This window comes from Micromonospora sp. NPDC049366, assembly GCF_044466625.1.
Taxonomy (GTDB): Bacteria; Actinomycetota; Actinomycetes; order Mycobacteriales; family Micromonosporaceae; genus Micromonospora.
In genome coordinates this window covers 56,690-69,449 of the sequence record NZ_JBITMV010000001.1, presented here as the reverse complement: position 1 = coordinate 69,449, position 12,760 = coordinate 56,690, and the positions used below count along the sequence as shown (strand labels likewise).

General features: G+C 73.1%; 10 protein-coding genes. 5 read left to right on the top strand and 5 right to left on the bottom strand.

The window, feature by feature from the left end:
* Positions 1 to 156: 156 nt before the first annotated feature.
* Positions 157 to 936 (bottom strand): phosphodiesterase, encoded by a 780-nt coding sequence (locus ACIBTV_RS00370; RefSeq protein WP_396700850.1) that lies wholly within the window; start codon positions 934 to 936, stop codon positions 157 to 159.
* Between the two features lie 216 nt (positions 937 to 1,152).
* Between ACIBTV_RS00370 and ACIBTV_RS00365 the strand changes: the two genes are divergently transcribed.
* Positions 1,153 to 2,574 (top strand): diguanylate cyclase, encoded by a 1,422-nt coding sequence (locus ACIBTV_RS00365; protein ID WP_396702001.1) that lies wholly within the window; start codon positions 1,153 to 1,155, stop codon positions 2,572 to 2,574.
* Between the two features lie 158 nt (positions 2,575 to 2,732).
* Here ACIBTV_RS00365 and ACIBTV_RS00360 read toward each other — a convergent pair whose 3' ends face one another.
* Together ACIBTV_RS00360 and ACIBTV_RS00355 are read right to left on the bottom strand one after the other, a co-directional pair.
* The gene (locus tag ACIBTV_RS00360; protein WP_396700848.1) at positions 2,733 to 3,797 is read right to left on the bottom strand and encodes an aspartate-semialdehyde dehydrogenase; all 1,065 of its coding nucleotides are present in this window, start codon (positions 3,795 to 3,797) and stop codon (positions 2,733 to 2,735) included.
* 5 nt (positions 3,798 to 3,802) lie between these two features.
* Entirely contained in the window at positions 3,803 to 5,068 is a 1,266-nt protein-coding gene (locus ACIBTV_RS00355) for an aspartate kinase (RefSeq protein WP_396700846.1), read from the bottom strand.
* A 258-nt stretch (positions 5,069 to 5,326) separates the two neighbouring features.
* On the opposite strand from ACIBTV_RS00355, the gene ACIBTV_RS00350 reads away from it, so the two are divergent.
* Together ACIBTV_RS00350 and ACIBTV_RS00345 are read left to right on the top strand one after the other, a co-directional pair.
* A complete protein-coding gene (locus ACIBTV_RS00350) occupies positions 5,327 to 6,178 on the top strand; it encodes a hypothetical protein (protein ID WP_396700844.1) in 852 nt (283 codons plus the stop codon).
* Between the two features lie 83 nt (positions 6,179 to 6,261).
* Positions 6,262 to 6,789, top strand: a complete 528-nt coding sequence (locus tag ACIBTV_RS00345; protein WP_396700842.1) for a nitroreductase family protein — start codon at positions 6,262 to 6,264, stop codon at positions 6,787 to 6,789.
* On the opposite strand, the gene ACIBTV_RS00340 is transcribed toward ACIBTV_RS00345, so the two are convergent.
* Positions 6,790 to 7,788 (bottom strand): ArsR family transcriptional regulator, encoded by a 999-nt coding sequence (locus ACIBTV_RS00340; protein WP_396700840.1) that lies wholly within the window; start codon positions 7,786 to 7,788, stop codon positions 6,790 to 6,792.
* A gap of 80 nt (positions 7,789 to 7,868) precedes the next feature.
* Here ACIBTV_RS00340 and ACIBTV_RS00335 point away from each other — a divergent pair, with 80 nt between their 5' ends.
* On the top strand, positions 7,869 to 9,164 hold the full coding sequence (locus ACIBTV_RS00335) for an MFS transporter (protein WP_396700838.1): 1,296 nt from the start codon (positions 7,869 to 7,871) through the stop codon (positions 9,162 to 9,164).
* Positions 9,165 to 9,400: 236 nt separating this feature from the next.
* Complete coding sequence (gene leuA, locus ACIBTV_RS00330) at positions 9,401 to 11,152, top strand: 2-isopropylmalate synthase (protein WP_396700836.1); 1,752 nt, start codon at positions 9,401 to 9,403, stop codon at positions 11,150 to 11,152.
* A 40-nt stretch (positions 11,153 to 11,192) separates the two neighbouring features.
* On the opposite strand, the gene ACIBTV_RS00325 is transcribed toward leuA, so the two are convergent.
* On the bottom strand, positions 11,193 to 12,695 hold the full coding sequence (locus tag ACIBTV_RS00325; protein WP_396700834.1) for an MFS transporter: 1,503 nt from the start codon (positions 12,693 to 12,695) through the stop codon (positions 11,193 to 11,195).
* Positions 12,696 to 12,760 lie beyond the last annotated feature (65 nt).

Genomic DNA, 12,760 nt, shown 5'->3' with positions numbered 1-12,760 from the left:
CGACCGCAGCAGGCCATCAGACCTGCGAATACGGCGATCGGTCGGAGCGCCGGGTGAGGACGAGTCCGATATGGCCGGAGGATCGCGACAGGTCACCACAGGTCGGGCGGCAGCGGCCGGGCGAACCCGGCGGTGGACCCGTGGCCGCGGGGTTGGTCAGAAGCCGCAGGTGTGCCCGGCGGAGTGGCTGACCTGGACGGTGTGCGTCACACACCCGTCGCCCTCGACGAGGTGCAGCAGGAAGGCGGTGGGCTCGGCGACCCAGCCGATCTCCTCGTCGGCGCTCATGGTGAGCGAGCTCTGGCGTACGGTGCTGGGCGCCACGGTGAGCACGGTGCCGGCGAAGGCCGCGGCGACCGGCCGGTGCAGGTGGCCCGCCGCGACCCGGACCACGTGTGGGTGCCGCCCGATCACCTCGGCGAGCGCGTCGGCGTCGGCCAGCCCGACCGCGTCGGCGGCGGGGAGGCCGACGGTCACCGGCGGGTGGTGCAGGCAGACCACGGCCGGCACGTCCGGTCGCCCGGCCAGCACCCCGTCCAGCCAGCCCAGTTGCTCCTCGCCGATCCGCCCTCCCCCGGCACCGGGCAGCAGCGAGTCCAGCACGATGATCGTGGCCGTCGGGTGGTCGACGTGGTAGTACGCGGAGAAGCCCCCGCCCAGCCACGGCGTGCCCCCGAAGGTGTCCAGCAGCGATTCGCGGTCGTCGTGGTTGCCGACCACGAGGTGCACCGGCAGCGGGAACCGGCCGATCACCTCGCGCAGCGCGAGGTATTCGTCGGGGCGCCCGTGCTCGACCAGATCGCCCGTGATCACCACGCAGTCGGGGCGGGGCCGCAGCCCGAGCACCCGCCCAAGCGCCCGGTGCAGCCCGCTGGCCGGTTCGGCGGCGAGTGGACCGGTCGTGACGTGGGGGTCGCTGAGTTGGGCGATGAGCATCAGCACGCCTCCTCGCGGCGGGACCTCCACGCTATCGCCGCGCCGCGCCGCGCGGGGCCCGCTCCATCCACCGGCCGCGTCCACAGCCTGTGGATAGCACATGTGTACGAAGCCGGTGCGCGATCTTGATCAGACGAGCACCGCTCACGTCATGAGTACGCTTGATCGCACGGCTCGGCGCCAGCCGATCCCACCCCTACCCGGAACGACGTGCGAGTGGATCACCAGCGAGTTCTCCGTGACGTCACGGTCCGCCTCCCCACGGCCACGACCGCTCTCGAAGCCTGCCAGTGGACCGTCAGCACGCTCGCCCACCACACCCCGGCCACCATCTCGGTGCTGCTCCAGGTCCGCGACCGGCTCCGCTGCGTCGCGGCCACCGGCGCCTGGCAGGTCTTCGCGACCGTACCGCCGAAGACCGGGATCGTCGGGCGGGTGTACGCCTCCGGCGAGGCCGCCGTCGTGCCGGACGTCACCGCGGACCCCGACTACCTGCCCGTCCGCCCGGACGTGACCGCCGAGATCTGCGTACCGGTGCTGGACCCGGCCGGGCGGCCGATCGGCGTCCTCGACCTGCAGTGGAGCGGGCCGGTCGACCTGACCCCGTGGCGGGACACCGCCGAGCGGCTGGCCGCCCGGCTCGGCAGCCGGATCGTGGCGCTGGGCGGCCCACCGGCGGAGAGCCGCAGCGAGAAGCTGCTCCGGCACGCCGCCGCGCTCTCCGCCGCCCCGACCGAGCGGGACCTGTTGGACGCCGCCCTCGGCGCCGCCCGGGACGTGTCCACGCTCTCCGCCGCCGTGCTGGTGCTCATCGGCGACGACGGGCCGCGGCTCAGCGCGCCCCCGCTCGCCCCCGGCGAGTTGGAGGGCCGGATCCGCGCCGAGCTGACCGAGGCGGGGCCGGACGCGCTCGACCGGATCGTCCGCCGCGCCCACCGGTACGGCGCCGGCTACACCCTGGGCGAGTGCGGCCATCCGCCGACCGAGGACTATCGCCCGCTCGACCGGGCCGGCGTACGCACCCTCGTCACGGTCCCCTTCGGCCCGCCCGAGGGGGGCGGAGTGCTGCTCGTCGCCGACGAACGGGCCCTCCGGCCCGACCCGACCACGGTCAGCCTGACCGAGCTGCTCGCCACGCAGGCCTGGAACAGCCTGGACCGCCTGCGTACGCTCGACCGCCTCCGCGAGCAGGCCAGCTCCGACCCGTTGACCGGGCTGCGGCACACCGGCCCGTTCGGGCAGCGCATCGCGGCGGCCACCCCGGGGCGGACGGCCCTGCTCGCGATCGACGTGGACGGCTTCAAGACGGTCAACGACACGTACGGCCACCAGGCCGGCGACCGGCTCCTCGTCGGCCTGGCCCGCGCGCTGGAGGGGGCACTGCGGCAGGGGGACGAGCTGTACCGGATCGGTGGCGACGAGTTCGTGGCGGTCATCGAGGTGAACCGTCCGGAGGAGGCGGTGCGGGTCGCCGAACGGCTGACGGCGGCGGCCCGGCGCACGGGGCGCACCATCAGCGTCGGGGTGGCCCTGCCCCGCCCCGGGGAGTCCGCCGAGCTCACGCTCCGCCGCGCCGACCAGGCCCTCTACGCCGTCAAACGCCAAGGCCGCGACGGCGTCCACCTAGCCCCCGCCTAACCCCCCCGGCACCCGCACCCGCACCCGCACCCGCACCCGTCGATCATGCAGTTGTGGTGCCACACAGAAGCCGCGACACGGGTCATTCCGGGCACCATAACTGCAAGATCGACGCAGAGAGGGCGGGGGGAGGGGGAGAGCGGGAGGGGGCGGAGGGGTTAGTGAGGGGTGGTTAGTTCGGTGGCTAGGAGTTCGGCTATCTGGGCGGTGTTCAGGGCCGCACCCTTGCGGAGGTTGTCGCCGGTGATGAAGAGGTCCAGGGCGCGGGGGTCGTCCAGGGCTCGGCGGATCCGGCCGACCCACGACGGGTCGGTGCCCACCGCGTCGATCGGCATGGGGAACTCGCCGGCGGCCGGGTCGTCGACCAGGATCACGCCCGGCGCGTTGCGCAGCGCCTCGCGGGCCCCCTCGGCGTCGACCTCGGTGGCGAAGACGGCGTGCACGGCCACCGAGTGGCCGGTCACCACCGGCACGCGTACGCAGGTGGCGGAGACCTTCAGGTCGGGCAGACCGAGGATCTTCCGCGACTCGTTGCGGATCTTCATCTCCTCGGACGACCAGCCGCCGTCGCCGGGCGAGCCGGCCCAGGGCACCACGTTCAGCGCCAGCGGCGCCGGGAACGGGCCCAGTTCGTCGCCGACGGCCTGGCGTACGTCGCCGGTGCGGGAGCCGAGCACCCGGTCCCCGGCGACCTTGGTGAGCTGGGCGTGCAGCGCGTCCACGCCGGCCTGCCCGGCGCCGGAGGCCGCCTGGTAGGAGGCGAGCACCAGCTCGCGGAGGCCGTATTCGCGGTGCAGCGGGGCGACCGCGATGATCATCGCGAGGGTGGTGCAGTTGGCGTTGGCGATGATGCCCTTCGGCCGGTTGCGGACCTGCTCCGGGTTGATCTCGGGGACCACCAGCGGCACGTCCCGGTCCATCCGGAAGGCGCCGGAGTTGTCCACGACGACCGCGCCCCGGTCGACGGCGACCGGCGCCCACCGGGCGGAGACGTCGTCGGGCACGTCGAACATCGCGACGTCGACACCGTCGAGCGCGTCCGCGGTCAGCGCCTGGACGGTCAGCTCCTCGCCCCGGCAGCGCACCCGCCGCCCGACCGAGCGCTCGGACGCGAGCAGCCGGATCTCACCCCAGACGTTGCGGCGCCCGCTGAGCAGCTCGCACATGACGGTGCCGACGGCACCGGTCGCCCCGACCACGGCAAGGGTGGGCAGCGCCCCCATCGGCGCTACCGCCCGGTGCCCGCGTAGACCACGGCTTCGGTGTCACCGCCGAGCTCGAACGCGTCGTGGATGGCGCGGACCGCCGCGTCGAGGTCGGTGTCGCGGCAGACCACGGAGACCCGGATCTCGGACGTCGAGATCATCTCGATGTTGACGCCGGCGGCGCCGAGGGCGGCGAAGAAGCCGGCCGCGACCCCCGGGTGCGAGCGCATCCCCGCGCCGATGAGCGAGACCTTGCCGACGTGGTCGTCGTAGAGGAGGCCCTTGAACTTGACCGACTCCTGGATCTTGCTGAGCGCGGCCATGGCGGTCGGGCCGTCGGTCTTGGGCAGGGTGAAGGAGATGTCGGTGCGCCCGGTGCCCTCGGTGGAGACGTTCTGCACGATCATGTCGATGTTGATCTCGGCACCCGCGACGGTGTCGAAGATGCTCGCGGCGGCGCCCGGCTCGTCGGGCACGCCCACGATCGTGATCTTCGCTTCGCTGCGGTCGTGGGCGACCCCGGTGATCAGTGCTTGCTCCACAGGAAGGTCCTCCATCGATCCGGTGACCATCGTGCCGGTGTTGGTCGAGTATGACGAACGGACGTGGATCGGCAACCCCGCCCGGCGGGCGTACTCCACGCTACGCAGGTGCAGGACCTTGGCGCCGCAGGCGGCCAGCTCCAGCATCTCCTCGTAGGTGATCTGCTTGATGTGCCGCGCGTTCGGCACGATCCGGGGGTCGGCGCTGAAGATGCCGTCCACGTCGGTGTAGATCTCGCACACGTCGGCGTGCAGCGCGGCGGCGAGCGCCACGGCGGTCGTGTCCGACCCGCCGCGGCCCAGCGTGGTGACGTCCTTGGTGTCCTGCGAGACGCCCTGGAACCCGGCGACGATCACCACGGCGCCCTCGTCGAGCGCGCCCTTGAGCCGGCCGGGGGTGACGTCGATGATCCGCGCGCGGCCGTGCACCGAGGTCGTGATGACACCGGCCTGGGAGCCGGTGAACGAGCGGGCCTCGTACCCCAGGTTGTGGATGGCCATGGCGAGCAGCGCCATCGAGATGCGCTCGCCGGCGGTGAGCAGCATGTCCAGCTCACGGCCCGGCGGCAGCGGGCTCACCTGGTTGGCGAGGTCGAGCAGCTCGTCGGTGGTGTCCCCCATCGCGGAGACCACCACCACCACGTCGTCGCCGGCCTTCCGGGCGGCGACGATCCGCTCGGCCACCCGCTTGATCCGCTCGGCGTTGGCGACGGAGGACCCGCCGTACTTCTGCACCACGAGTGCCACGACGGTGCACTCCCTCCCAGTGACCCTGAGCGTGCCGACGCCGCCGGCACCTGGCCGGCGGCGCGTGTCAGACCTCCCCAGGGTATCCGCCCGGCCCGATCGCCGGGTCAGGTGATCCCACCATCCGGCCCGCGGTGACCCCGGGGCGACGCCCCCTCCCAGGCCAGGCGCGAGGGCGGCCGGCCCCGCGGCGACACGCCGGCGGCGCACGGGTCCGCCGGGTCACCGGAGGGCCGGAGGGGGTCGCAGAATGGGCCGGTGCACGCCCATCACCGCCCGGCTCACCGCCCGCGCACGCCCGACCGGCCCGCGCTTCGCCCGCACCAGCCCCACCGGCGTACGCCCGAACGGCTCGCCCTCGGCGCGCTCGCCCTCGCCCTGCCGGCGCTCCTCGCCGCCTGCACCGCCGACCAGCCCGCCGCGCCGCCGCCGGACGACCCGGCACCGGTGGCCGTGGACGCCGCGCGCGACGAACTGGCCGGGCTCGCGGCGGCGGCGCAGGACCGTCACCTGACCGCCCGCTACACGCTGCGCCGGGACGGGGAGGCGGACCGGGTGATCATGGTGACCAGCGCGAACGACGGCAGTTGGCGGGTGGACGTCCCGGGTGCCGCGCTGGGCGGGACGGTGGACATCTCGCTGGCCGCCACCTCGGCCGGGTTGTTCCAGTGCGCCCTGCCCTCGCCGGCGCGGCCGGAGCCGGCGAGCTGCGTACGCGTCGGCGACCCGGACGACGTGCTCCCCCGCCGCCTGGACCCCGGGGTGCAGCACCCGTTCACCGACTGGCTGGACGTGCTCACCGATTCGCGCGCCCCGCTCTCCGTCTCGCCGGCCACGCCCCCGCCCGGGGCCACCGGCTCGTGTTACTCGGTGGAGAGCACGTCGGCGTCGCTGAACGCCCCGCTGGGCGTGGGCATCTACTGCTTCGAGCAGGACGGCACGCCGAGCGCGGTCCGGATCGACCTGGGCACGATCACGTTGGCCGGGCCGCCGGCACCCGCTCCGGCCAGCGTGGCGCTGGCCGGGCCGGTGGTCGACGGGGAGCCGCTCGGCACGGCCGCGCCGCCGTCGCCTGACCCGTCGGCCAGCGCGAGCGCGGGAACGCCCTGATCTTCATCCCGTTACGGGTGCGCTTGCCCACATTTGGCCGACCCGTCCTGTCGGGCGAAACGGCCATACTGGACGCTTCCCCCATGGCCGACCTCACCCCGCTGCTCGCCTTCCGCTGGAGCCCCCGGGCGTTCGACCCGGACGCCACGCTGAGCCCCGACGAGGCGGCCTCGCTGCTGGAGGCCGCCCGCTGGGCGCCCTCGGTGGAGAACCGGCAGCCGTGGCGGTTCGCGCTCGGTCGGCGGGACGACGAGACCTGGAAGCGGACCCTGATCAGCCTGCCGGTCGACGACCAGGGCTGGGCGCGGCACGCCTCCGCACTGGTGGTGGGCGCGCACACGGGCGACGACGAGCGGGCCGCGTACGACCTGGGCCAGGCCGTCGCCCACCTCACCGTGCAGGCCACCGCGCTCGGCCTGCACGTGCACCAGCTCACCCGCTTCGACCGGCCGGGCCTCGCCCTGGAGCTGGACCTTCCCGGCGAGGTCCACCCGCTGGTCGTCGCCGCCGTCGGCCGGATCGGTGACCCGTTCACGCTGCCGGAGGAGCTGCGTCGTCGGGAGGTCGGCCTGCGGCATCGCCACCCCGTCGCGGACCTGCTGCTCGCCTGACTACCCGATCGCGTCACCGCCGCGGCTGGCCTGGAGCAGAACCCTCGCGGCGTCGGTGTTGCGATAGAGGACGTGCCGGCCCTGTCGGGACCGGGAGACCAGACCCGCGGCGTGCAGCGCGGCGAGATGTTGGGAAACACCTCCGGCGGACATCGCGGTGAGTCGGGCCAGGTCGGTGGTGGTGGTCGCGGTCTCGAGCAGGTGCAGCAGCGCGGCCCGGCCGGGGCCGACCACCCGCGCCAGCGAGTCGCCGGGCGGCGTCGGGCTCGCCTCCCAGAGCGTTCCGACCGCGCGGACCGGGTACGCGCCGGCCGGCAACGAATCCTCCAGCAGGTTCCACAGCACCCGGTGCCCGGTGAACACCGTCGGGTTCAGCGCCAACCCGCGACCGCGCAGGTCGAAGTCCCGCTCGAACGGGTCGTCGCTGACCACCCGGTCGCCGAGCCAACGCAGGCTCGGGTGGAGCTGCTCGAAGAACCGGCCGGCCCCGCCCTCGGCGAGCTGGGCGGCGCGGTACGCCACGTCGGCGTCGAGCAGCGCCCGCATCCGCGGCCAGTCCGGGGCGATCGCCTCGTCGTACCAGACCCGCACCGCGTCGACGAGCTGCGGCAGCAGCCCACGGGGGTCGTTGAGCAGCGCGAGACCGAACGGGCTCAGCGGCCGGCGCGGAGTGGTCGCCAGCAGATCCTGGACCACCACGGCCGGCGGCGTGGCCGCGATCTGTTCGAGTTGCTCGGAGATCTCCACGTTCGGCCTTGCCGCCGGGGTGAGGAAGTCGGGCAGCCAGCTGCGCGGCCGGGCCAGCTCCAACAGCGGTCGGACCCGGCCGGCCACCTCGGGACGACGCAGAGTCACCCGGGCGCGGTCGATCCAGGGCAGGTGCACCGGGTAGTAGACCGGGCTGGCCAGGGCCCAGATGCTCATGACCGTCTCGTTGACCGGCGACACGGCCAGCCGGACGCCCGCCACGTCGGCGAGGGTGAACCGCAACTCGGACACGCGACCTCCCCCGGGAGCAGGATTCGGCCCAGCCTAAAAGGCTCGACCGCTGTCGTGGGGGCCCGGTTCACTTCCCGGCCATGGGAACAAGAGACACCTTCCGCACCGCCGTGGCAAACGTCGTACCGCCGGCCGGGTTGACCCGCGCGCTGGCCGTGCAGGCCATGGTCTACGCCGTCGGCAGCGGCCTGTTCCACGCCGGTAGCGCCGTCTTCTTCACCCGGGCGCTGGGGCTCAGCGCCGCCCAGGTCGGGCTGGGCCTGTCGATCGCGGCGGGGGTGTCGCTGCTCGGTACGGTGCCGCTGGGCGGGCTCACCGACCGGTACGGGCCGCAGCGGGTCTGGGTGGTCGGGCTGTTGCTGAACGCCGCCCTCTTCGCGACCTACCCGTTCGTGGGCGGCTTCGCCGGATTCCTCGCCGTGGTGATGGCGCTGGCAGCCGTGGAGGCCGCGACCGGCGTGGCCATTCAGGTCTACTCGATCAACGCGCTCCCTGCGGCCGAACGGGTGACGGCGATGGCATACCAGCGCTCGTCGCTGAACGTCGGGTTCGGGCTGGGTGCGGTGCTCAGCGGCGTGGTGGTGGCGGTGGACACGACAGCGGCGTACCGGGGAATGGTCTGGTTCATCTCGGCGGTCGCCCTGGTGTCGGCTCTGTTCGTGCGGCGACTGCCCCGGTTGCCCCACGTGACCCGGTCGGTGGAGCCGATGAGTCGGCTGGCCGTGCTGCGGGACCGCCCGTTCATGGCGGTGTCCCTGCTCTCCGGGCTGCTCACCGCGCATCAGGCGCTCTACCTGACGGTCATGCCGCTCTGGATCCTCACCCACACCGACGCCCCGAAGACGGTGATCGCTGCCCTCGTGCTGCTCAACACGGTCCTGGTCATCCTGCTCCAGGTGCGCGTCAGCCGGGGCGCCGACACCGCCGCGGGCGCGTCACGGGCCTCTCGCCGGGGTGCCCTGCTGATCGCCCTGTTCTGCCTGGCCCTGCCGATCTCCGGAGCCACCCGGGGCGTGCTCACCGTGGTGGTGCTGGTGGCCGCCGCGACGCTGCTGATCATGGCGGAGCTGATCGAGTCGACGGGCGCCTGGGGGCTCATGGCCACCCTGCCGCCGGCCGACCAGCGCGGCGCGTACGTGGGGGCGTTCCGGCTCGGCTCCCAGGTGCAGTACCTGATCGCCCCGGCGGGATTGACCGCGCTCGGCGTGACCACCGGCGGCTGGGGCTGGTTGCCGATGGCAGCGATCTTCGTGCTGATCGGGCTGGCCATCGTGCCCGCGGTGGCCTGGGTCGGACGGACGCCGAGGCTGGGTTCCGCGGCCCCGGAGCCGGCCATGACATCGGTCCCGGAGCCGGCCATGACGTCGGTCCCATAATCCGGACCTACCTTTGCACCCCCGGTTCCATCACGTAGGGTCACGTTGTCATGTGGCGGGCGCTTCTTCTCCTTGGCCGCCGCGACGAGGCCTGACCGGCCGGCACCTCGTCGCGGAGTCGCTTCGCGCCGTCCAGCACATCCGAACCTCCCATCGGCACCGCCGGAGCATCGTGGCCCGGCACCAGCCGACACCTTCCGATTGCTGACGCCACCTGTTCAGGAGACCACTCCGTCATGACTGACACCGTCACCGACGTCGAGACCGATCCGTTCGCCCGGCAGCGCCCCAGCGGCATGCCGTTCCAGCGTTACGAGCCCTACCAGCGGCAGTTCCGCGTCGACCTGCCGGACCGCACCTGGCCCACCCGGCAGGTGGACGCGGCGCCGCGCTGGTGCGCGGTGGACCTGCGGGACGGCAACCAGGCGCTCATCGACCCGATGTCGCCCGAGCGCAAGCGCCGCATGTTCCAGCTGCTGGTGCAGATGGGCTACAAGGAGATCGAGGTCGGCTTCCCGTCGGCCAGCCAGACCGACTACGACTTCGTCCGGCAGCTGATCGAGCAGGACCTGATCCCCGACGACGTGACCATCCAGGTGCTCACCCAGTGCCGGGAGCACCTGATCGAGCGGACCTTCGAGTCGCTGCGCGGCGCCAAGCGGGCGATCGTGCACTTCTACAACTCGACCTCGACGCTGCAGCGCCGGGTGGTCTTCGGCCTGGACCGGGACGGCATCACCGACATCGCCACCACCGGCGCGCGGCTCTGCCAGAAGTACGCCGAGATCCACACCCCGGACACCGACATCTACTACGAGTACTCGCCGGAGTCGTACACGGGCACCGAGCTGGAGTACGCGCTGGAGGTGTGCAGCAAGGTCATCGAGGTGATCGACCCGACGCCGGACCGGAAGCTGATCATCAACCTGCCGGCCACGGTCGAGATGGCGACGCCGAACGTCTACGCCGACTCGATCGAGTGGATGCACCGGCACCTGCCGCGCCGCGACAGCGTGGTGCTGAGCCTGCACCCGCACAACGACCGGGGCACCGGTGTGGCCGCCGCCGAGCTGGGCCTGCTGGCCGGCGCCGACCGGATCGAGGGCTGCCTCTTCGGCAACGGCGAGCGCACCGGCAACGTGGACCTGGTCACGCTGGGCCTGAACCTGTTCTCCCAGGGCATCGACCCGATGATCGACTTCTCCAACATCGACGAGGTCAAGCGCGCCGTCGAATACTGCAACCAGCTGCCGGTGCACGAGCGCCACCCGTACGCGGGCGACCTCGTCTACACCGCCTTCTCCGGCTCCCACCAGGACGCCATCAAGAAGGGCTTCGACGCGCTGCACGCCGACGCGACGGCGGCCGGGGTGCCGGTCGACGAGTACACCTGGGCGGTGCCCTACCTGCCGGTGGACCCGAAGGACCTCGGCCGCACCTACGAGGCGGTCATCCGGGTCAACTCGCAGTCCGGCAAGGGCGGCGTCGCGTACATCATGAAGTCCGAGCACCAGCTCGACCTGCCGCGGCGGCTCCAGATCGAGTTCTCCGGCGTGGTCCAGCAGGTCACCGACCACGACGGCGGCGAGGTCGAGCCGGGCGCCATGTGGGAGATCTTCGCCCGGCACTACCTGGTCGACCACCAGGCCGACCCGGCGGTCACGCTGGCCGGCTACACGATCGGCACCGCCGAGGGCAAGGTCGAGATCGAGGCCCACGTCGGTGTCGACGGCGAGCAGCGGTCGCTCACCGCGGTCGGCAACGGCCCCATCGACGCGTACGTGAGCGCGCTCGGATCGGTGGGCGTCGGCGTACGGGTGCTCGACTACCACGAGCACGCCCTCTCCTCCGGCGGCGACGCGCAGGCCGCCGCGTACGTGGAGTGCGAGGTCGACGGCCGGACGGTCTGGGGCGTCGGCGTCGACGCGAACATCGTCACCGCCTCGATCAAGGCGGTGACCAGCGCGGTCAACCGCGCCCGGAGCTGACGTCGGTGGGGAGGGGCCCGCTCGGGCCTCTCCCCACCGGTCAACGCCGGCGGTCGCGGGCCGGCGGGGTGGCGGCAGGCAGCGTGTGGCACGGCTGTGACGGCGGCGCCTCCCGAGGCGGTCGGTGGATCAGCGTCACCGCCATCGCCGCCCCGACCAGCAGCAGGCCCGTGCACCACAGCATCGCCTCGCGGAACGCCCCGCTCAGTTCGCCGCGCTGCTCGTAACCGCCGCCGGAGAGCCCGACGAGCAGCGGCAGGGCGGCGATCGCCAGCAGGTTGCCGGCCCGGGCCGCCGCGTTGCTGAAGCCGCTCGCCACGCCCGCGAACCGGTCCGCCACGGCGGCCAGCACCGACGCGGTCAGCGGCGCCACCACCAGGGTCAGGCCGGCTCCGAAGAGCACCACGCCGGGCAGCACGTTGACCCAGTACGACGCCCCCGGGCGCACCTCCCGAAGGAGCAGCAGCCCGGCGGCGGCGACCACCGGCCCGACGGTCAGCGGCAGCCGCGGCCCGATCCGCGCCGACAGGGCTCCCGCACGGGCCGAACCGATCAGCAGCAGCACGGTCATCGGCAGCAGGGCGACCCCGGTGAGCAGCGGCGACCAGCCGATCACGTTCTGGAGGTAGACGGAGAGGAAGAACGTCACACCGCCGAGCGCGGCGTAGACCACGACCGTGAAGATGTTCAGCACGCTGAAGAGCCGGCTGGAGAACAGCCCGGTCGGCAGCATCGCGGTGTCGCCCCGGTGCCGCTCCAGCAGCACGAACCCGACCGCGGCGGCCACGCCGGCCAGCGCCGAGCCCCACACCGCCGGCGAACCGTACCCGCGGCCCGGTGCGTCGATCAGCGCGTACGTGACGCCGCCCAGGGCGAGCGCGCCGAGCAGGGCGCCGGCCACGTCGAACCGCCGACGACCGTGACCCTCCCTCCGCGTACGCGAGACGTCCTCGTCCCGGCTCTCCGGCACCCAGCGCAGCGCGGCGAGCACCACGAGGACGGCGAGCGGCAGGTTGACGAAGAAGATCCAGCGCCAGGACAGCGCGTCGATCAGCCAGCCGCCGACGAACGGGCCGAGCGCGGTGGAGACGCCGGACAGCCCTGACCAGGCGCCGATCACCCGGCCCCGGTCGTCCGGATGAAAGCTCGACTGGAGCACGGAGAGTGAGCCCGGGGTCAGCAGTGCGCCGCCGGCGCCCTGGAGGAACCGGGCGCCGATCAGCCAGCCGGTGCCCTGGGCGAGCCCGCAGAGGACCGACGCGGCGGTGAACCAGACCACCCCGAGGAGGAAGACGCGTCGCCGGCCGAAGCGGTCGCCCAGCGCGCCGCCGAGCAGCACGAACGCGGCCAGCATCAGCAGGTAGCCGTTCAGCGTCCACTGGAGATCGGCCACGCTGGCGTCGAGGTCGCGCCCGAGCCGGGGCAGGGCGACGTTGACGACGGTGCTGTCCAGGAAGACCATGCCGGAGGCGAGCACCGCGGCGAGCAGGGCGCCCCGGCCCGCCGCGCTGCGGAGGCGGAGCTGCGGCGCGGTCTGGTTCACGGCTTCCTATCTTTCCGTCACCATGTGGGAGACGCCACGAAACGCCGAAACCGTGCCCGGGTACT